This is a genomic window from Roseobacter sp. HKCCD6576-2 (assembly GCF_013179285.1).
Taxonomy (GTDB): Bacteria; Pseudomonadota; Alphaproteobacteria; order Rhodobacterales; family Rhodobacteraceae; genus Rhodophyticola; species Rhodophyticola oceani.
In genome coordinates this window covers 1,138,324-1,160,025 of the sequence record NZ_WVNW01000001.1, presented here as the reverse complement: position 1 = coordinate 1,160,025, position 21,702 = coordinate 1,138,324, and the positions used below count along the sequence as shown (strand labels likewise).

Sequence of the window (21,702 nt, the reverse complement as noted above, 5' to 3'; positions counted from 1 at the left end):
GAGTGAGAAGAACCGGTCGATCACGCCCGGGCGCGCCCGTTCGGGGTTGGGCCAGGGATAAAGATCGCCCTCGATCGGCGGCCAGAAAATCGGATCGATGAGACCGATCACGGTGGCAAGCGTCCACCCCCCGAAGAGCACGACTAGGGTTATGATCGACCAGAACCGCCCGGAATTCACCGCCGAGGCATCGCCGAATTTCACGGTCTTTTGCCGGGTGAAGCTGTTATCGGCCAAGCCAAGCCAGATCATCATCTGACTGGGGGAGCTTTGCGGCTCACCAGTGGGCGGGGTCTGATCTGTTTCAGAGCTTTGATCGGTCATCACGCATGCCCCCCGGCCATAATGTCTTCTTCCATGCTCCAGATCATGTTCAAGATCTCCTCGCGGTTCTCCACGAATTCATGGCCCGCCTTGATCTCGCGCGCATCGCCCTCGACGCCCTGATCGGCAAAGGGCAGATCATAGACTTTGTGAATCCGCCCCGGACGTGGGGCCAGAACCACCAGCCGTTCGCCGAGAAACAACGCCTCTTCCACCGAATGGGTGATCAGAATGATCGTCTTCCCGGTCTCTTTCCAAAGCTTTAGGACCAAGCCTTGCATCTTTTCGCGGGTCAGGGCGTCCAATGCGCCAAGCGGCTCATCCATCAAGATCACGTCTGGATCATTGACCAAGCACCGCGCTAGGGCGACCCGCTGCTGCATACCGCCAGAAAGCTGATAGACCGGTTTCGGCCCAAAATCCTTGAGCCCGACCACGTCCAGCATATGCTGCACATGGTCCTTGGCCTCGGCGTTGTAGACACCCCGCATTTTCGGCCCGAAGGAAACGTTTTCCTCCACCGTCATCCATTCAAACAAGGCGCCCTGCTGAAACACCATGCCGCGTTCGGCATCGGGGCCAAGCACCTTGTGGTCATTCAACAAAACCTGCCCGTTGGTCGGCGCAAGAAAGCCCGCGACGATGTTGAGAAGGGTTGTCTTGCCACAGCCCGATGGGCCGAGGATGCTCATCAATTCGCCTGAGTTCAGTTCAAGCGAGACATCTTTCAGCGCCTGGATGTGCCCGCCATCGGGCAAATCGAACCGCATAGAAATGTTCTGGATGGATAATTGTGACATGGCTACTCCCTCGCCAAAAACGAGCGGCCGAATGGCCCCGGCCGCTCGTCTCTTTGGGTTAGTTGACGAAGTTTGCGTTGACCGTCGAAGAGTAGTCATCCAGCGCCACGTCAAGCTGCCCCTGCTCGACAAAGAAATCCGCCACTTCTTTCATGAAGGCCTGCACCGTTCCGCCGAGCCAAGCCTCCGATGCCTGATCGGCGCTGGAGGGGAAGGAGAACATGCCCAGCATGTTTTCAGTTGCGGCGAGATCCATACCGGCGGCACCCGCGATGGTTTCCACATACGCGCTCGGGTCGGCGGCATAGGCCAGGTTGGCCTCGTCCGTCACATCCATAAACGCTTGCAGCAGATCGGGATGCTCAGCCGCGAAATCCGAGGTGACCGAGACGACATCGAAGACGCGGATACCGATGGCTTCCTGCTCCGCCGCCGTCATCAACGGCTCGCCATACTCCATCATCCGCTGCAGAGCGCCGCCAAAGGCGCAGCCGACGGCCACATCGCCACGAGCAAGAGCCACCGCAGCATCAGCGCCGTTCATCTGCACGAAATTCACGTCATCCGCATTCACACCCAGATGGTCGAGCATCCGCAGCAGTTTGTAGTGGGTCACGTTGCCGATCGGCGTCGCGATGGTCTCTCCAACAAGTGCTTCCGCAGCGTTTTCTTGGGTCACACCTGCATCCATATGCACGACGCAGTTATCGGCCTCGGCATAGCTCACGGCGACGCCGACAAGCTCAAGCGGCAACCCGTTGGACACGGCGACAACAAACGGCACCAAGCCTTGCGAGAACGCGATATCCACGTCACCCGAGGCCATCGCCTGGGTCATTTCATTGCCGTTGCCGAATGCGCGCCATTCCACATCGACGCCCATACGCTCCTGGTAGGTCTCTTCGACTTGCGCCACCTGGTTCGCGGTGGGCCATTCGAGGAAATACGCTACTGTAACCGTCTCTGCCGACACCGCGCTTGCTGTGAATGCAAGTGCTGCGGCGCCTGCCATCATTTTAAAGCCAGACATATTTGTTAACTCTCCATGTTGGTGGCCGTATATTATTTTGGACTCTCGGCCATTGGATAAGAGGCTTGTCTCCGCAAGCCGCGCCTGACAGGCTCATACGGAACCTGCCCTTGCTATATATCCAAATCGCACGGGTTATAGGTCCAGGTGATCCAGCGTCCTGGCCTTATTCTTTTCCATAGCTGGAGGTATACGTGCTCGGGGCGCGGCGCGAGTTTCACCAAATCACACAGGAGGATGCCATGGCTTACGACTCGAGCACAAACTCGCTTGAAGCGCACTGGATGCCGTTCACGGACAACCGTGGTTTCAAAGAAGATCCGCGCCTGATCGTGCGCGCCGAAGGGGTGCATCTTTATGATCACCATGGCGGCCAGTTGATCGACGGCTCGAGCGGTCTGTTCTGCTCTCCGGCGGGCCATTGCCATCCGAAAATCATCGAAGCCGTGCATCAGCAGATGAAGGATTACACCTATGTGATGCCGTTCCAGGCCGGGCACCCCGCCAGTTTCGCGCTGGCCGAGAAGGTCTCGCGCCTGACGCCCGAGCCGATGAACCATGTTTTCTTTGTGAATTCCGGGTCAGAGGCCGTGGATACCGCGATGAAAATCATCATGGCCTATCATCATGCCCGTGGCGACATGCGGACCCGTTTTGTCAGCCGGGAGCGCGCTTATCACGGGGTGAATATCGGCGGTGTCTCCCTCTCGGGCATGGTAAAGAACCGCGACATTTTTCATGCCACCGTGCCTGGCGTGGTGATGATGCGTCACACCTGGAGCGAAGATGAGCTGTTCATCCCGGGTGGGCAGCCGCAAAACAACGGCGTCGAACTGGCCAATGACTTGGAGCGCATCTGCGCCACCTATGGCCCCGGCAATATCGCCGCCGTCTTTGTCGAGCCGGTCGCTGGCTCTACCGGCACCTTGCCGCCGCCCGTAGGCTATTTGGAACGGCTCCGCGAAATCTGCGATCAGCACGGCATTTTGTTGGTGTTTGATGAGGTGATCACCGGCTTTGGCCGGCTCGGCACCAATTTCGCGGCACAAAAATATGGCGTTGAGCCCGATATCATGACCATGGCGAAGGCGCTGACCAACGGCTCGATCCCGATGGGGGCCGTTGCCGTGAAGGACGAGATTTATGACACCGTGGTCGGCAGCAGCCCGCGCGGCCTGACCGAGTTCTTCCACGGCTACACCTATTCCGGTCATCCCGCCGCCTGTGCCGCAGGTATCGCGATGATGGACATCCTGGAAGAGGAAGACCTGATCCAGCGCGCCGCCGATCTGGCGCCCTATTTCGAAGAGGTACTCTTTGCCGGGTTGAAGGGCCACGAGATGGTCAAGGATATCCGCGTCGCTGGCCTTATGGCCAGTGTCGAGGTCTTCCCCAATGGCGGCCCCGGCATGCGCGGCACCGCGCTTCAGAAAGAGATGTTCTGGGAAGGGCTCAGCGTCAAATTCACCGGCGACAACGCGGTTCTCGCGCCGCAATTCATCGCCGAGCGCGCCCATGTCGACGAGATCGTCGATAAGTTCCGAAAAACCCTCGATAAAACCACGGCTTAATCATATGGCAGATTTCCCCTCTACCGCACGCGTCGTCATCATTGGTGGCGGCGCGGTCGGCTGTTCGACGCTTTACCATCTGACGCAGGCCGGTTGGTCCGATGTGGTTCTTCTCGAAAAATCCGAACTGACGGCGGGCTCGACCTGGCACGCCGCTGGTAATTGCCCAACCTTCGCGGGCAACTGGACCATCATGGCGATCCAAGCCTATTCGATCGACCTCTTCTCGAGACTCGGCGACGAGGTCGGATATCCGATCAACTATCACCAGACCGGTGCCGTACGGATCGCCCATACCGACGAACGGATGCGCGAATTCGCGCATGTGGCCGACATGGCGCGCAGCCAGGGCCGCGTGATGGAGATGATGGATTTCAACGATCTGCGCGAGAAAATCCCGCAGATGGAGCATCATGACCTGAAAGGCGGGCTTTGGGATCCGCTGGATGGCGATATCGACCCCTCGCAACTGACCCAGGCCTATGCCACCGGCGCGCGGAAAGGCGGCGCGACGATCATTCGCGGCTGCCCCGTCACCGGCATTGACCGGCAGGGCGATGAATGGGTCGTGAAATCCGAAAAGGGTGAGATCCGCTGCGAGATCGTGGTGAACGCCGCGGGCTATTACAGCCAGGATATTGCGGCGCATTTCCTGCCCTTTGGCGGTCGGGTGATCCCGCAAGTGGTGATGGCGCACCAATATCTCGTCACCGAAGAAATCCCCGAATTGGTTGACGCGCCGGTGATGCCTATGCTGCGCGACCCCGACAGTTCTTACTATCTCCGGCAGGAGAAACACGGGCTGCTGCTTGGCCCCTATGAAAACGGCGGGCGCATTCATTGGCAATCGGCCGATGACCCACGCCCCGATGATTTCAGCTTCCAGCTTTACCCGGATGATCTGGAGCGGATCGAGAGCTATATCGAGGATGCCTGCGAACGCGTGCCCCTTCTGGGGTCGGTCGGTTTGCAGCGCGTGATCAATGGCCCGATCCCCTATGCGCCGGACGGCTTGCCACTGATCGGGCCGATGCCGGGCGTGCCAAATGCGTTCGAGGCAACCGCCTTCACCTTTGGCATTGTGCAATCGGGCGGCGCTGGCAAGCTGCTGGCGGACTGGATTGTCGAAGGCGAGCCGGAATGGGATGGCTGGTCCGTCGATCCGCGCCGTTTCACGGGGTATGCCGATCAGGACTACGCCAACGCCAAGGGCAAGGAGATTTACGACCACGAATACGCGATGGGCTTCCCGCACTACAACTGGCCTGAGGGACGGAACAAACGGCTTTCCGCGATCCAGCCGAAACTGGCTGATACGGGTGCCGTATTCAGCGCATTTTCGGGCTGGGAGCGCCCGGTCTGGTTTGCGGAACCGGGCGACAACACCGACCCGGAAGATTGCGCGACTTGGGACCGCGAAGGCCCTTGGTACAAGGCCGTTGCGCGCGAGGTGGCACATGTCACCGAAAAGGCAGGCCTCCTCGATCTGACCGGCCTCACGCATTATCACCTGACGGGTGCGGGCGCGGCGGAATGGCTGGAAGGTCAAATCCTTGGCAAAGCGCCAAAGGTCGGGCGGACGAAACTTGGCTATTTCGCAACGAGCAAGGGCCGGTTTGCCGCAGAGATGACGATCACCCGGCGCGGCGAGGAGGATTTCCTCCTGATGACCGCGGCGGTGGCCGAATGGAAGGATTTCGAGCTTCTGAAATCCACCCTGCCCGCCGGGCTGACACTGACCAATACAACCGATGACACGGTGGTCATGCTGGTCACCGGCCCCAATGCGCGCAAAGTTCTGGAGGGCGCGATCGAGGCTGATCTCGAGAAAAGCTGGCTCAGCCATCAGACGGCGCAAGTAAATGGCCAGCCCTTCGACCTCCTGCGGCTCTCCTTTGTGGGTGAGCTTGGTTGGGAGTTGCATATGCCGAAAGAGATCGCAGCCGAAGCTTTCGACACGATTATGGCGGCGGGTGCGGCCCATGGCCTGAAACCCTTCGGCATGTATGCGATGGAATCGATGCGGATCGAGAAGGGGTACATGCATTGGGGCAATGACCTGAACGCCGATTACACACTGGCCGAACTTGGCGCGCCCCTTGCGGGCGAAGCCGATCGCCGGATGGTCTCGATGCTGGTCGAGCCGGGCGAACGCGACGCGCCAGGGCTGAGCTCGATCTGGCAAAACGGCGCCCGGGTCGGCCTCGTTAGTTCCGCCGCCTATGGCCACCGGACTGGCCAGGCCATCGCGCTTGGCATGGTGGATCGCGGCATTGAGGGCGAGGTGGAAATCGATGTCTTTGGTGAGCGGTTGAAAGCGGTCATCCAACCGTCGATGACCCTCTATGACCCGACAAATGAACGGATCAAAGCATGAGCCAAATTCCCTCCCATGCCCGTGTCGTCATCGTTGGTGGCGGTGTCGCCGGCTGCTCGGTCGCCTATCATTTGACCAAGCTCGGTTGGACCGATGTGGTGCTTTTGGAGCGCAAGCGCCTGACCTCGGGCACCACATGGCACGCGGCCGGCCTGATCGCGCAGTTGCGCGCCTCAAAAAACATGACGCGACTCGCGAAATACAGCCAAGAACTCTATTCCGAGTTAGAGGCCGAGACCGGGATTGCGACGGGGTTCCGCCGCTGCGGCTCGATCACCATGGCGCTGACCGAGGCGCGGCGCGAAGAGGTGCTGCGCCAAGCCTCGATGGCGCGCGCCTTTGGTGTCGAGGTGGAGGAGATCACCGATACAGAGGTGAAATCCCGCTATCCGCATGTCAGCACCGATGGAATGACGGCAGCAGTCTATCTGCCGCTGGATGGCCAAGGCGATCCGGCGAATATCGCCATGGCGATGGCGAAAGGGGCCCGGCGACGCGGCGCGAAGGTGATCGAGAATGTCAAAGTCACCGGTGTGAGCCAAGAGGGCGGTCGGGTCACGGGCGTGTCCTGGGATCAGGGCGGCGAGACAGGCACGATCACTTGCGATCACGTCGTCAATTGCGCCGGCATGTGGGCTCGCGATTTTGGTGCCATGGCAGGTGTGAATGTGCCGCTTCAGGCCTGCGAGCATTTCTATATCGTCACCGAAAACATTCCCAATCTGACGCAGCTTCCGGTGCTGCGCGTCCCGGACGAATGCGCCTATTACAAAGAAGACGCGGGCAAGATCCTGCTTGGCGCGTTTGAACCGGTGGCCAAACCCTGGGGTCCGATCCCAGAGGATTTCGAATTCGACCAACTGCCCGAGGATTTCGACCATTTCGAGCCAATCCTTGAACAGGCCATCGAACGGGTGCCGATGCTGGCGGAGGCGGGCATTCATACCTTCTTCAATGGTCCGGAAAGCTTCACGCCCGATGACGCGTATCACTTGGGCCCTGCCCCCAATCTTGACGGCTATTGGGTTGCGGCAGGCTTCAACTCCATCGGCATTCAATCCGCTGGTGGCGCTGGCATGGCGCTGGCGCATTGGATGGACACGGGCCTTGCGCCGTTCGATATCGGCGATGTCGATATCCAGCGCGCGCAGCCGTTCCAACGCAACAAACGCTACCTCAAGACCCGCGCCAGCGAGACGCTTGGCCTGCTCTATGCGGATCATTTCCCCTATCGCCAGAAGGCCACCGCGCGGGGCATTCGTCGCTCGCCGCTGCACGAACATCTGAAAGCCCAAGGCGCCGTCTTTGGGGAATTTGCCGGATGGGAGCGCGCCAATTGGTTCGCCAATCCCGGTCAAGCGCCGGAATACGACTATTCCTGGGGCCGCCAGAACTGGTTCGACAATCAGCGCGCAGAGCATGAAGCGGTCCGCGAAGGGGTTGGGCTTTACGACATGTCGTCCTTTGGCAAAATCCGGGTCGAAGGCCGGGATGCAGAAGCGTTCCTGAATTTTGTGGCAGGCGGCGACATGTCTGTGCCGGTCGGTCGGATCGTCTATAGCCAGCTTCTGAACGCAAATGCCGGGATCGAGGCCGATGTCACCATCACCCGGCTCAGCGAGACCGCCTATCTCATTGTGACCCCGGCTGCGACACTCATCCGTGATCTGGCTTGGCTGCATCGCCACAAAGGCAACCACAGTGTCGTCCTCACCGATATGACCGCCGCCGAAGCGGTGATCTGCGTCATGGGGCCAAAATCCCGCGATGTGATGCGCGCGGTCAGCCCGGCCGATTGGTCGGGCAATGCCTTTCCCTTTGGCTGGGCCCGCGAGATCGAGATCGGCATGGGCCTCGCTCGTGCCCATCGCGTGACCTATGTGGGAGAGCTTGGGTGGGAGCTTTATGTCTCCACGGATCAGGCCGCGCATGTATTCGAGACCTTGCTTGAGGCCGGGGCCGCGCATGGGATGAAACTTTGCGGCCTGCATATGATGGACAGTTGCCGGATCGAAAAGGGCTTCCGCCATTTCGGCCATGACATCACCGGCGAGGATCATGTGCTCGAGGCGGGCCTCGGCTTCGCGGTGAAAACGGCCAAGCCGGATTTCATCGGCAGGGACGCGGTGCTCAGACGCAAGGATGAGGGGCTGCAAAGCCGCCTTCTGCAATTCCAACTGACTGAGCCAGAACCGCTTCTGTTCCATGCGGAGCCGATCCTGCGGGACGGCGAGATCGTTGGCTATATCACCTCGGGCAATTACGGCCACACGCTTGGGGCCTCAATCGGGATGGGCTACGTCCCCTGCCCCGGCGAAGCGGCGGCGGATGTGCTGGCCTCAAGCTATGAGATCGAAGTCGCAGGCGACCGGATTGCCGCCACACCCAGCCTGAAACCGCTCTACGACCCGAAAAGCGAGCGGGTGAAGGCTTAGCGTTCGGCCAGTTGCGCCCGGATTGCGGCGGCGATGATCTGAACGCCATCCGGAATACGCGCGGTGGGGATTGTTGAGAACCCCACCCGAATGGTGTTTCTGGGCGGCGCGTCGGACGCATAAAACGCTGATCCCGGCTCGATCAGCACATTTTTCTCGCGAAGATCGACGGCCAGCCGGTCGGCATCCAGCCGCTCCGGCCCGGTCAGCCATAAAGACGCGCCGCCAAAGGTTGTCGTCGCATCAGAGGTCAGCAGCCCCTCGGCCTGCAACGCGCTCCGCAGAATTGAGTGACGCCGCTCCATCCGCGCCCGCATCCGCCGCGAATGGGCATTGTAATGCCCGGCGGAGAGGAAATAGGCCACCGTGCGTTGGGTCAGCCCCGGCGGATGGCGCACCACCATGGTCCTCAGAGCGCGGGCATGCTGCACAAACGGCTCTGGCGCCGCCAGATAGCCCAGGCGGAGCCCCGGAAAGACCGATTTCGAGAAGCTGCCGATATAGATCACCCGGGCGCGCTCATCGAGGGATTTGAGCGCTGGCAAGCTTGGGCTTTGATAGCTCATTTCATAATCGTAATCGTCCTCGACAACGATGAAATCATCCGCTTCGGCCCGCTCCAAAAGCGCCTTGCGCCGCGCCATCGACATCGTGGCGCCGGTTGGCGCCTGATGGCTGGGCGTGACGAAAACCACGCTTGTGCCGGGCGGGATCTGATCAACGATCAACCCTTCCTCATCGACCGGCACAGGCGCAATCTTCACCCCCATCGCAGTCAGCAGGTTGCGCAGTTCTGGATAGCCCGGCTCCTCCATCACCATCGTGCCGTCTGGGTCTTGTACCCGCAACACACGAGCCGCGAGCCAAAGGGCGTTCTGCGCGCCGGTCGTGACCAAAACTTCGGACATTTCGGCCGCCACACCCCGGCCTGAGATGCTGCGTTTGACGATTTGCTCCAACAGCATCGGGTCATCGCGGTCTGCCGCATCATCCGCCACCCGCTCGAAATAACGCTTGCCCAGCGCCTGACGGACGCAGTCGCGCCAGTCATCCACGGGGAAGTGTCGCAAATCCGGCTCACCAAAGATGAACGGGTATTGGAAGCGCCGCCAGTCTTCGGTCTTGGCCTGATTGCCCAGCGCCGCTGGCGGAGGCCCCAAGCGCGCCTGCCAATCCAACCGCTGATCCGAGCCCGGTGTCGCCGCCCCGACCGTGTCGCGCCGATTGGGGGCGTCATCTGCCACGAAAAACCCACTGCGCGCATGCGGCACGACATAGCCAGACGCAACCAGGGCGTCGTAAGCCAGACTGACCGTGATCCGCGAGATACCCAGATGGCGCGCCAATGCGCGGGTGGCAGGCAAACGATCGCCGGGGGAGAACCGGCCATCCCATATGGCCCGCGTGATCGTCTCTTTCAGTCGGGTTTGCAGCCCCACCGAATGATCCTCGGACAAAAAGATATGATGTTCCGAGATAACGGCCACAGATACCCTTTCCAGCACTTAGGACTGGCTAAGAACATGCTCTGTCAGAAGAAAAACCGCAAGACATCGGCACGGCAGTCGTCTTTTGCCGATCACGTCGAGTAATCGTCGATCAATGGGCTCGGTTTTGCCAGTTTCCGCAGGTCGTCCAAATCGGTGATCCTGACCTTTTGGCCATCGATTTCGACGCCATAGGGTCTCAGCGCTTTAATCGCGCGTGAGAGGTTTTCTGATGTCATGCCGAGAAACGAGGCCAGCCGGCGCTTCTCCAGGTTCAGATCATATTCAAGCGCGTGGCCATTGGTTTCATGACCCCGGATCAAGAAATTCGCCAGCCGTTCAATCGAGCTGCGTAGTTTGAGGTTCTTGGTGTTCTTGATCACCGAGCGATAGCATTGCGCCAGCTCTGTCACCACGGCGCGGGCAAACTCGCTATCTGTCTCAAACACATCCCGGACATCCATGGATGGGATCAACACAACCCGGCTCTTCTCCATCGTCCGCGCAGACATCAGATAGGGCGCGTCCTTGATTGTGGCCGCCAAGATAAAGGTTGATATCGGGCGCACCGTAGCCATTGTCGTGTTCCGTCGGTTCCAACTCGCGAAGAGCTCGACACTGCCAGAGATCACGACATGCAGAAAATCCGACCGGTCACCCTCAGTGATGAGCTCCACCTGCGGTGGAAAGGTCTGCACATAGGCACCGCGAAACAGCGCGTCGAAGCTTTCCTGTGCCATATCTTCAAACAGTGGCAGGGCCCGAATCTCGGGCAGGTCGTGAATGGGCATCAAGGGCTCGCAAGACAGTGATTGACGATTGTCGTCTGACTACTTGATAAATATCAATCAATCGATACGCAATTCTTGAGTGGGAACTTGACCCCAGTTTTCGCTCGACACAACAGTTTTCGGTAATCCATTTATTTTAAAAGAAAAATCCCGGTTTTTGATCCGGATCAAGTCGGAACGCCGAGTTTAGGCGCCTCCTTGGGCAAGCACCCGCATCGCAAAGCGGGAAGGGACAGACCTAGGAGGACACAGATGGATGTCATGATCGCCTACGACCATTCGCGCAACGCGCGGATCACACTTGAGGTCGTCAAGGAAATGTTCGCATCCGCCAAGCCCAGCATTACGCTGATCTCGGTAATCGAAGATGTCGGCAGCGCCACGGCGGGTGCCGATGACATGTTTAATGAGCAATTTGCGGATCAGAAGGCCGGCGTTGAAGCCGCCGCAGCTGAGCTGACTGCGGCGGGGTTTTCAGCCCAGGTGCTGATGGCCGAGGGGGACGCCCGCAAGATGATCTTGCGCGCGGCCGATGAGCGCCGCCCAGACCTCTTGGTCATGGCGCGCCACAGCCACAAGCCCGACGGCAATTTCATCACCCGCCGTCTCGACGCGCTGGTGGAAGAGTTCGACCACATGACCTTTGGGTCGGTTTCGGCCTTTCTCGCCCGCCGGGCGCAATGCCCGCTCCTGATTATTCCGACCGGTGCGGATTGATCCCCAACACACAGTGAAACGCCAGCCACTCTTTAAGCCCGACCGAGGTTAGAAATGAAAGTCTCAGACGTCTTCCGGTTTAAAAACCGGGAAATTCGGGCGCTCCACCTCACTTGGATCGCCTTCTTCATCACCTTCTATGTATGGTTCAACATGGCGCCGCTGGCGTCGTCCATTTTGCGGTCCGCCGATTGGTTGACCCGGGACGACCTGCGGCTCTTTGCGATTGCCAACGTGGCCCTGACGATCCCGGCGCGGATCGTTGTCGGTATGGCGCTCGACAAATGGGGGCCCCGGCGAGTTTTCTCCGTCTTGATGGTCTCAATGGCCATTCCGACGCTGTTCTTCGCCTTCGGCGATACCCGTGAACAACTCTTCTTCGCCCGTTTGGTGATGTCCTCGGTCGGGGCCTCCTTCGTGGTCGGCATTCACATGACCGCCCTGTGGTTCAAACCGCGCGACATCGGCTTTGCCGAAGGCTTCTATGCCGGTTGGGGGAACTTCGGGTCCGCCGCTGCGGCTCTGACCATCCCGACGGTGGCCTTGTCGGTCTATGGCGGCGACGATGGCTGGCGCTATGCGATTGCCACCTCCGGCATCATCATGGCGGCTTACGGCGTTTTCTACTGGTTCGCCATTACCGATGGTCCGACCAAAGACACCCATAAGAAACCTCGCAAAGCTGCGGCTTTGGAGGTCTCCACCTATCGCGACCTTGGTCTGTTGATCCTCTTCACCATCCCCCTGATCGGGATTCTGTCGATCCTTGTCTGGCGGGTGCAGAACCTCGGCTATATCGACACGATGACGGCCAGCTTCTGTTATGCCGCAATCGTCGTGGTGGTGATCTACCAGGTCTGGCAAGTGCTGCGCGTCAACCTTCCGATCCTGCGCAAAGGTGTGCCGGAGGATGACCGCTATCCGTTTAGTTCGGTGGCGGCGCTCAACACGACCTATTTCGCCAACTTTGGCGCGGAACTGGCCGTGGTCTCGATGTTGCCACTGTTCTTCCAGGAAACCTGGGGGCTGACCCCGGTGACCGCCGGTATCATCGCGTCGTCCTTCGCCTTCGTGAACCTTTTCGCCCGACCGATGGGCGGCCTGGTCTCCGACCGGATGGGCAACCGTCGCTTCGTGATGCTGGCCTATATGCTGGGGATCGCCATCGGCTTTGCGCTCATGGGTCTGCTCGACAGCACCTGGCCGTTGATCATCGCGATTGCCATCACCATCGGCTGCTCGTTCTTCGTGCAAGGAGCCGAGGGAGCGACCTTCGGGATCATCCCATCGATCAAGCGCCGCGTCACCGGCCAGATCGCGGGTATGGCAGGGGCCTACGGCAATGTCGGCGCGGTCTTCTACCTCTTCATCTTCATGTATGTCACGCCGTCGCAGTTCTTCTTCATCATCTCGGCTGGTGCCGCGATCAGCTGGTTGGCTTGCTACTTCCTGCTGAAAGAGCCCGAAGGCGGGTTTGGCGATGAATATGTGATCTCGTCGGTCGACCAAGCCATCGCTGACGAAGCCCGTGTCCGCCAAGAAACCGAAGCCGATCTGGCCACGATCTTTGCCGGCAGCGAACGGGTTGGATTGGCCGATCGCGGCACCGGTCTGACCGTCACGGCGCGGTTCAAGGACATGGATGACCTCCGCGAAGCCCTGGCCAAGCTCTCACCCGCTGGCGGCACGCCACAAACCCAAAAGTAACGCGATCTGCGGCCCGGTCACTCCGGGCCGCAGGTTGACCCTCCACGCAAAAGCACAAGTCCAAGGAGACACACGTGGGACAAGACCTTAGAAACTACACCCCGGATGACGAGGCCTATTGGGCCTCCACCGGCAAGGCGATTGCGAACCGCAATCTCTGGATTTCCATTCCATCGCTGCTCTGCGGCTTTGCGGTCTGGCTTTATTGGGGGATCATCACCGTTCAGATGATCAACCTAGGCTATCCGTTTGAAAACTCGCAGCTCTTCACACTGACCGCGATTGCGGGCTTGTCAGGCGCCACCCTGCGTATCCCGGCCACGTTCTTTATCCGCATCGCGGGCGGGCGAAATACAATCTTCTTTACGACCGCGCTTCTGATGATCCCGGCCATCGGCACAGGCATCGCATTGCAAAACCCCGATACGCCGCTCTGGCAGTATCAGATCCTGGCGCTTCTGTCGGGGATCGGCGGCGGTAACTTCGCGGCCTCGATGTCCAACATCTCGTTCTTCTTCCCCAAGAAGATCCAAGGTTACTCGCTTGGCATGAACGCCGGTTTGGGCAATTTCGGTGTGACCACGATGCAGATCGTGATCCCGCTGGTGATGACCTTCGGCCTCTTCGGTGGCGCGTCGCAAACGCTGGTCAACACGTCTGGCACACTGATCGGGCGCATCCCCGCAGGCACCGAGACCTATATCCAAAACGCCGGTCTGGTCTGGCTTCTGGCGCTCATCCCGCTGGCCTTCCTGGGTTGGTTCGGCATGAACAACATCCGCGACGAGCATGTCAGCCCCAACATCCCGAACCCAATCGGCGCGTTTAGCATCATTGGCTTCATGTATGGCATCGGCCTGGCTTGTGCGGGCTTTGGCCTCTGGCTGATGTTGCCAGCCGCTGTTGGTGGCTCCGGCTTCATGATCTCGAAATGGTTCGTCCTGCCGATCGTCATCGTTCTGACCGTGGCCGCGCTCCGGATGATCCCCGGCCAAGTCGGCCAAAACCTGTCGCGCCAGTATAAAATCTTCGGCAACAAGCACACTTGGGCGATGACCATCATCTATGTGATGACCTTCGGCTCCTTCATCGGCTACTCCGCCGCGATGGGCCTGACGATCAAGGTGGTCTTCGGCTTCCAACACATCATGGTTGATGGCGTCATGACCCACGATGTGGCGAACCCGAACGGGCCGTCTGCCCTGATGTTCGCTTGGATGGGGCCGTTTATCGGCGCGCTGATCCGCCCCTTGGGCGGCGTCTGGGCCGATCGGGCTGGTGGCGCGAAAGTGACCCAGATCATCTCTGTTGTGATGGTCGGCTGTGCACTCGCCCTCGCCTACATCCTGCAGCAGGCCTATGCCTCGGCCACGCCTGAGACGTATTTCGTGCCCTTCCTGCTGATCTTCCTGTTGCTCTTCGCGGCAACCGGTATCGGCAACGGCTCGACCTTCCGCACGATCGCGGTTGCGTTCAACAAAGAACAGGCTGGGCCCGTTCTTGGCTGGACCAGCGCCGTGGCGGCCTATGGCGCCTTCCTCATCCCGCAAATCTTCGGGGAACAGATGGGCGCTGGTACACCGCAATACGCGCTCTATGGCTTTGCCGTCTTCTACACGGTCTGCATCGCCATCAACTGGTGGTTCTACCTGCGCCCCAATGCGTACATCAAGAACCCGTAAACCCTGATCTCCCCCGCCCGGAGATCCCCTTCGGGCGGGGCCGCGTAACCCCTAGGGAGCAAGAGATATGAGCCACCTGCTCGACAGACTGAACTTCCTCCAGTCCAAAGAACTGGACCAGTTCTCCAATGGCCACGGGCAAGTGACCCGCGAAAACCGCGATTGGGAAGACACCTACCGGAACCGTTGGCGGCATGATAAAGTTGTCCGCTCGACCCATGGCGTGAACTGCACCGGGTCCTGTTCCTGGAAGATTTATGTGAAATCCGGGATCGTCACCTGGGAAACCCAGCAAACCGATTACCCCCGCACGCGGCATGACTTGCCGAACCACGAACCGCGTGGCTGTGCCCGGGGCGCCTCTTATAGCTGGTATCTTTATTCCGCGAACCGGGTGAAGAACCCGCTGGTGCGCGGGCGGCTGATGAAGGTCTGGCGCAAAATGCGCGAGACGCTCAGCCCGATCGAGGCTTGGACCAAGCTGCAATCCGATCCGATCCTGCGTGCGTCTTACGTGGAGACTCGTGGCAAAGGCGGGTTTGTCCGCGCCACCTGGGATGAGGCCACTGAGATCACGGCTGCGGCCAACGCGTATACGGTCAAAACCTATGGCCCCGACCGCGTCTTCGGCTTCTCGCCGATCCCGGCGATGTCGATGATTTCTTATGCCGCCGGCTCGCGTTATCTGTCGCTTCTGGGCGGCGTCTGCATGAGCTTCTATGACTGGTATTGCGACCTGCCGCCGGCCTCGCCGATGACCTGGGGCGAGCAGACCGACGTGCCCGAAAGCGCCGATTGGTACAATGCGGGCTATCTTCTGGTTTGGGGCTCAAACGTGCCGCAAACCCGGACGCCAGATGCGCATTTCTACACCGAGGCACGCTATCGCGGCACCAAATCCGCCGTCATCTGCCCGGACTATTCCGAGGCGTCCAAATTCGGCGATGTCTGGCTCAACGTAAAGCAAGGCACCGACGCAGCGCTGGCCATGGCCTTTGGCCACGTGATCCTGCGTGAATTCCACCTGGACCGTCAGGCCGAGTATTTCGAGGAATACACCCGGAAATACTCCGACTTCCCGATGCTGGTGAAGCTCGAAGAGAAAGACGGGCGTCTAATCCCCGGCCGTTTCCTCCGCGCCGATGATCTCGATGGAAAACTGGGGGAAGACAACAACCCCGAATGGAAAACCGTGGCGTTTGACGGCGCATCGGGTGGGTTGGTCGCGCCGAATGGCTCGATTGGCTATCGGTGGGGCGAAGACGGCGAATGGAACCTCGAAGAGCGCGCTGGTGAGGCTGAGACCGATCTAAAAATGTCGCTGATCCTCGACGATGATCATGACGATGTTTTGGGCGTCGACTTCCCCTATTTCGGCGCTGCGGCGACCGAGCAATTCACCACTGGCGACACGCGCCCCGACGTCTTGACCCGGCATATTCCGGTCAAGGTGGTCAACACCGCCGAAGGTGAGATCAAAGTCGCCACGGTTTTCGACCTGTTCTGCGCCAATTATGGCCTCGACCGGGGCCTGGGCGGTGATTGGGTCGCCTCCGACTATGCCGATGACGTGCCGGGCACCCCCACCTGGGCCGAGAAGATCACCGGCGTTTCCGCCGACAAAATCATCCATGTGGCCCGGGAGTTCGCGCAGAACGCCGAGAAAACCCAAGGCAAATCGATGGTCATCATCGGTGCGGCGATGAACCACTGGTACCACATGGATATGAACTATCGCGGCGTCATCAACATGTTGGTGATGTGTGGCTGCGTGGGGCAATCCGGCGGTGGTTGGGCCCACTATGTGGGTCAGGAGAAGCTCCGCCCGCAGACCGGCTGGCTGCCCTTGGCCTTTGCGCTCGACTGGGGTCGTCCGCCCCGGCACATGAACTCCACCTCCGCTTGGTATGCCCATACGGATCAGTGGCGTTATGAGCAGCTGACCTCGGACGAGATCCTCTCGCCCACCGCGCCAGAAGGCGACTGGGACGCAACGATGATCGACTACAACATCCGAGCGGAACGGATGGGCTGGTTGCCCTCGGCCCCACAGCTCAAGACCAACCCGCTGGAGGTGGTGAAGGCCGCCAAAGCCGCAGGTCAGGAGCCCAAGGATTACATCGCTGCGCAGCTCACCTCCGGCGATCTGGAAATGTCCTGCGAAGACCCGGATGCGCCAGAGAACTGGCCGCGCAACCTCTTTGTCTGGCGCTCGAACCTTCTGGGCTCCTCCGGCAAGGGCCATGAGTACTTCCTCAAACACCTGCTTGGCACCGATCATGGCGTTCTGGGCAAGGATCTGGGCGAGGAAGGCAAGCAATTGCCGAAAGAAGCCAAATGGTACGACGATGCCCCACGCGGCAAACTCGACCTTCTGGTCACCATCGACTTCCGGATGAGCACCACGGCGGTTTACTCCGACATCGTGCTGCCCACTGCGTCTTGGTACGAGAAAAACGATCTCAACACCTCGGACATGCACCCGTTCATCCACCCGCTTCAGGCGGCCGTGGACCCGGCCTATGAGTCCAAATCGGATTGGGAGATTTTCAAGGCCATTGCCAAGAAGTTCCAAGAGGTTGCGCCGGAGGTGCTCGGCAAGGAGACCGATGTGGTGGCCCTGCCGATCTTGCACGATACCCCAGCTGAGATCGCGCAAGACCAGGTCAAAGATTGGAAGAAAGGCGAATGTGACCTGATCCCCGGCAAAACCGCGCCGAACTATGTGCCGGTGGAGCGGGACTATACGGCGATCTATGACCGCTTCGTGGCCCTTGGCCCGCTTATGGACAAGCTTGGCAATGGCGGCAAAGGCATCACCTGGAACACAGAACATGAGGTGCAGCATCTGCGCGATCTGAACGGTGTCTGGGAAGATGGCCCCGCGAAAGGCTGCGCCAAGATCGTCACCGATATCGACGCCTCGGAAGTGGTGTTGATGCTGGCGCCGGAAACCAATGGCGAGGTCTCGGTCAAAGCCTGGGATGCGCTTTCCAAAGCGACGGGCCGCGATCACACCCATCTGGCCAAGCCGAAAGAGGATGAGAAAATCCGGTTCCGCGATATCGCGGCACAACCGCGGAAGATCATCTCTTCGCCGACTTGGTCGGGGCTTGAAAGCGAAAAGGTTTGCTACAACGCAGGCTATACCAATGTCCACGAATTGATCCCCTGGCGCACACTCACGGGACGCCAACAGCTGTACCAGGATCACTTGTGGATGCGGGCCTTCGGCGAAGGCTTGATGTCCTACCGCCCGCCGGTGGATCTCAAGACCATTACCGATGACATTCACACCGATAAGGACAATCCGCATCTGGTGCTGAACTTCATCACCCCGCACCAGAAATGGGGCATCCATTCCACCTATACCGACAACCTGTTGATGCTGACGCTCAACCGGGGCGGTCCGGTGGTCTGGATCAGCGAGAATGACGCCAAAAGCGTCGGGATCGCTGATAATGACTGGGTGGAGGCCTATAATGCCAACGGGGCGCTCACGGCTCGCGCGGTTGTCTCTCAGCGGATGAAAGATGGCACCATCTTCATGTATCACGCGCAGGAGAAAATCGTGAACACGCCGGGCTCCGAGAAGACCGGCAACCGGGGCGGCATCCACAACTCCGTCACCCGGGCCACGCTGAAACCCACCCATATGATCGGCGGCTACGCCCATCAGGCCTATGGCTTCAACTACTACGGAACCGTCGGCGCAAACCGGGATGAGTTCATCGTTCTCAGAAAAATGCGAAAGGTCGATTGGCTCGACCAAGAGGCAACCAAATCGGAGGCAGCCCAATGAGAGTGCGCGCACAAATCGGCATGGTTCTGAACCTGGACAAATGCATTGGCTGTCACACTTGTTCAGTCACCTGCAAAAACGTCTGGACCAGCCGCGAAGGTGTTGAATACGCCTGGTTCAACAATGTGGAGACCAAACCGGGCACCGGCTATCCCACGGATTGGGAAAACCAAGAGCGCTGGAATGGCGGCTGGACGCGCACCCGAGGGGGCAAGCTCCAGCCGAAACAGGGGGCCAAGTGGCGGATCCTGTCGAATATCTTCGGCAACCCCGATCTGCCCGAGATCGACGATTACTATGAGCCGTTCGATTTTGACTATGACCACCTGAAATCGGCGCCCGAGATGAAGGCGTTCCCGACGGCGCGCCCGTTCTCAAAACTTACCGGCGAGCGGATCGAGAAGATCGAGAAAGGCCCGAACTGGGAGGAAATCCTGGGCGGCGAATTCGCGAAACGGTCGCAGGATTACAACTTCGAGGGTGTCCAGAAGGAGATCTACGGGGAATACGAGAACACCTTCATGATGTATCTCCCCCGTCTCTGCGAGCATTGCCTGAACCCGACCTGTGCCGCCTCCTGCCCGTCCGGCGCGATCTATAAGCGTGAGGAAGACGGTATCGTCCTGATCGACCAGGAAAAATGCCGGGGCTGGCGGATGTGCGTCTCGGGCTGCCCTTACAAGAAGGTCTATTACAACTGGGAAAGCGGCAAATCCGAGAAATGCACCTTGTGCTATCCCCGGATCGAAAGCGGCAACCCGACGGTCTGTTCTGAGACTTGCGTGGGGCGCATCCGGTATCTCGGCGTGATGCTTTACGATGCCGACAAGATCGAAGAGGCGGCCAATCAGGCCAACACAACCGATCTGTACGATGCGCAATTGGGTGTCTTCCTCGACCCCAATGATCCCGGCGTGATCGAAGCCGCGCGGGCCGATGGCATCCCCGAGGATTGGCTGAAATCGGCGCAGGAAAGCCCGATTTGGAAAATGGCAATGGAGTGGAAAGTCGCCTTCCCGCTGCATCCGGAATATCGGACCCTGCCAATGGTCTGGTACATCCCGCCGCTCTCCCCGATCCAAAACGCCGCCGAGGCCGGTGCGATTGGCGTCGATGGCGCGATGCCAGATGTCCGGTCTTTGCGCATCCCGCTGAAATACCTGGCGAATATGCTGACGGCAGGTGATGAGGCGCCGGTGGCTCAGGCGCTGGAACGGATGCTGGCGATGCGCGCCTATATGCGGTCGAAAACCGTGGATGGCGTGATCGACGAGGGCATTGCCGCGCGGGCGGGTCTCTCCGGTCGGGTGATCGAGGACATGTACAAAATCATGGCCCTTGCCGATTACGAAGACCGGTTTGTGATCCCGACCACGCACCGGGAACAGGTCGAAGATGCTTATGATCTGCGCGGCGGCTGCGGCTTTACCGATACCAATGGCTGCTCACCCGGCATCAACAAAGGCTCGCTCTTCGGCGGGTCCAAGAAACCCCTAAAAATGCCGGAGGCGATGTAATGGACCGCACCTTAAAAGCCCTTTCGCTCATCCTCAGCTATCCGACCCGGGAGCTGCAGGAGGCGATGCCGGAAATCGGAGGCGTCTTGGCCTCCGATACAAGGCTTACCGCGGCGGCCCGCAGGGCATTGCGCCCGCTGGTCGAGGATATTGCCCAAAGCGATATCTATGACCTGGAAGAGCGCTTCGTGATGCTCTTCGATCGCTCGCGCACCCTCTCGCTCAACCTGTTTGAGCATGTCCATGGCGAAAGCCGGGACCGGGGCGGTGCCATGGTCAGCCTGATGGAGACCTATCGCGAGGCTGGGTTTGAACCCATGACCTCGGAACTGCCCGATCACTTGCCGGTTTTGCTCGAATTCCTGTCCACGCGTCCCTTCGTCGAGGTACAGGATACTTTGGCGGACGCGGCCCATATATTCCAAGCTTTGGCTGACCGGCTCGACCGGCGCGAAAGCCCGTATGGTGCCGTGTTCGCCGCTCTTTTACAGCTTTCCGGTCACAAAGCGGACGCCGCTGCCGTGGCCGAATTGCTGGAAGAGCCCGAGACAGACCCCAATGATTTGGAGGCGCTGGACCAGGTTTGGGAGGAAAGCGAGGTCGTGTTTGGCCCCGATCCCAATGCCGGCTGCCCACAAGTGCGCGAGATGCTCTCGCGCATGGAGACCCCCGTACCCACCGCTCCGCAACACGCGGCCGAATAGGGAGAAAGAGACATGTTTTCGAACTTCAGCCTCGACTTCATCATCTTTGGAGTCATGCCCTATGTCGCACTGACCGTGCTGCTGGTGGGCACCATCGCGCGTTATGAACGCGACCCCTACACCTGGAAATCCAGTTCTTCGCAATTGCTGCGGCGTAAGCAGCTGATCCTGGGCTCCGTCCTCTTCCATGTGGGTATTCTGACGGTGTTTTTCGGCCACCTCTTGGGGCTGTTCACGCCGGTCTGGGTGCTGGATGCCTTGGGCATACCCTACGCCTTGAAACAGTGGCTGGCGGTTGTTGTTGGCGGCATTGCGGGGATTGTCGCGCTGATCGGGGCGACCATGCTGATGCATCGCCGCCTGACCGATCCGCGTATTCGGGCCACCTCCAGCTTTGCTGATATCGGCATTCTGGGCCTGATCTGGCTGCAACTTCTGATCGGGTTGCTGACGATCACGCAGACGATGCAGCATATGGATGGTGCCGAAATGGTCCGCTTCATGACCTGGTCACAAAGCGTGGTGACCTGGAACCTGAACGCCTGGCTCATGGTTGTGGATGTGCATTGGCTCTACAAGATCCACATCTTCCTAGGCCTGTTGATCACCATGCTCTTCCCGTTCACCCGGTTGGTGCACATGATCTCGGCCCCGATCCGCTATCTTTGGCGGCCCGGCTATCAGGTGGTGCGCTCGCGCCGTCAAACCTCCTTGCCGGCACGGTCGGCCAAACCTCAGACGCCAGCGGAGTAAGGCCC

At 59.7% G+C, this 21,702-nt stretch carries 14 protein-coding genes; 10 read left to right on the top strand and 4 right to left on the bottom strand.

Features of this window, described 5'->3' with window-relative positions:
- Positions 1-323: 323 nt before the first annotated feature.
- On the bottom strand, positions 324-1,124 hold the full coding sequence (locus GTF44_RS05740) for a taurine ABC transporter ATP-binding protein (RefSeq protein WP_145210619.1): 801 nt from the start codon (positions 1,122-1,124) through the stop codon (positions 324-326).
- A gap of 58 nt (positions 1,125-1,182) precedes the next feature.
- Entirely contained in the window at positions 1,183-2,154 is a 972-nt protein-coding gene (locus tag GTF44_RS05735) for an ABC transporter substrate-binding protein (protein ID WP_171558176.1), read from the bottom strand.
- Positions 2,155-2,396: 242 nt separating this feature from the next.
- Between GTF44_RS05735 and GTF44_RS05730 the strand changes: the two genes are divergently transcribed.
- The 3 genes from GTF44_RS05730 to GTF44_RS05720 are packed head-to-tail and all read left to right on the top strand — an operon-like array spanning position 2,397 to position 8,537.
- On the top strand, positions 2,397-3,725 hold the full coding sequence (locus tag GTF44_RS05730) for an aminotransferase class III-fold pyridoxal phosphate-dependent enzyme (protein WP_171558175.1): 1,329 nt from the start codon (positions 2,397-2,399) through the stop codon (positions 3,723-3,725).
- 4 nt (positions 3,726-3,729) lie between these two features.
- The gene (locus GTF44_RS05725) at positions 3,730-6,102 is read left to right on the top strand and encodes an FAD-dependent oxidoreductase (protein ID WP_171558173.1); all 2,373 of its coding nucleotides are present in this window, start codon (positions 3,730-3,732) and stop codon (positions 6,100-6,102) included.
- Positions 6,099-8,537: an FAD-dependent oxidoreductase gene (locus GTF44_RS05720; RefSeq protein ID WP_171558172.1), complete on the top strand. Its 2,439-nt coding sequence runs from the start codon at positions 6,099-6,101 to the stop codon at positions 8,535-8,537. Before GTF44_RS05725 ends, GTF44_RS05720 begins: the two co-directional genes overlap by 4 nt.
- Here the strand turns inward: GTF44_RS05720 and GTF44_RS05715 are convergent.
- Positions 8,534-10,024, bottom strand: a complete 1,491-nt coding sequence (locus GTF44_RS05715) for a PLP-dependent aminotransferase family protein (RefSeq protein WP_171558170.1) — start codon at positions 10,022-10,024, stop codon at positions 8,534-8,536. The genes GTF44_RS05720 and GTF44_RS05715 overlap by 4 nt on opposite strands.
- 92 nt (positions 10,025-10,116) lie before the next feature.
- A complete protein-coding gene (locus GTF44_RS05710) occupies positions 10,117-10,815 on the bottom strand; it encodes a helix-turn-helix domain-containing protein (RefSeq protein WP_145210637.1) in 699 nt (232 codons plus the stop codon).
- Between the two features lie 252 nt (positions 10,816-11,067).
- Here GTF44_RS05710 and GTF44_RS05705 point away from each other — a divergent pair, with 252 nt between their 5' ends.
- From GTF44_RS05705 to narI, 7 genes are all read left to right on the top strand, one after another.
- On the top strand, positions 11,068-11,532 hold the full coding sequence (locus GTF44_RS05705; RefSeq protein WP_171558168.1) for a universal stress protein: 465 nt from the start codon (positions 11,068-11,070) through the stop codon (positions 11,530-11,532).
- A gap of 54 nt (positions 11,533-11,586) precedes the next feature.
- Positions 11,587-13,239, top strand: coding sequence for an MFS transporter (locus GTF44_RS05700; protein ID WP_171558166.1), 1,653 nt, complete (start codon positions 11,587-11,589; stop codon positions 13,237-13,239).
- A gap of 74 nt (positions 13,240-13,313) precedes the next feature.
- Positions 13,314-14,921: an antiporter gene (locus GTF44_RS05695; RefSeq protein WP_171558165.1), complete on the top strand. Its 1,608-nt coding sequence runs from the start codon at positions 13,314-13,316 to the stop codon at positions 14,919-14,921.
- 67 nt (positions 14,922-14,988) lie between these two features.
- A complete protein-coding gene (locus tag GTF44_RS05690) occupies positions 14,989-18,723 on the top strand; it encodes a nitrate reductase subunit alpha (RefSeq protein WP_171558163.1) in 3,735 nt (1,244 codons plus the stop codon).
- Positions 18,720-20,240, top strand: a complete 1,521-nt coding sequence (gene narH / locus GTF44_RS05685) for a nitrate reductase subunit beta (RefSeq protein WP_171558162.1) — start codon at positions 18,720-18,722, stop codon at positions 20,238-20,240. The genes GTF44_RS05690 and narH overlap by 4 nt, the downstream gene beginning before the upstream one ends.
- Complete coding sequence (narJ, locus tag GTF44_RS05680; protein WP_171558160.1) at positions 20,240-20,944, top strand: nitrate reductase molybdenum cofactor assembly chaperone; 705 nt, start codon at positions 20,240-20,242, stop codon at positions 20,942-20,944. The genes narH and narJ overlap by 1 nt, the downstream gene beginning before the upstream one ends.
- Positions 20,945-20,956: 12 nt before the next feature.
- Complete coding sequence (gene narI / locus GTF44_RS05675) at positions 20,957-21,697, top strand: respiratory nitrate reductase subunit gamma (protein WP_145210656.1); 741 nt, start codon at positions 20,957-20,959, stop codon at positions 21,695-21,697.
- Positions 21,698-21,702: the final 5 nt, after the last annotated feature.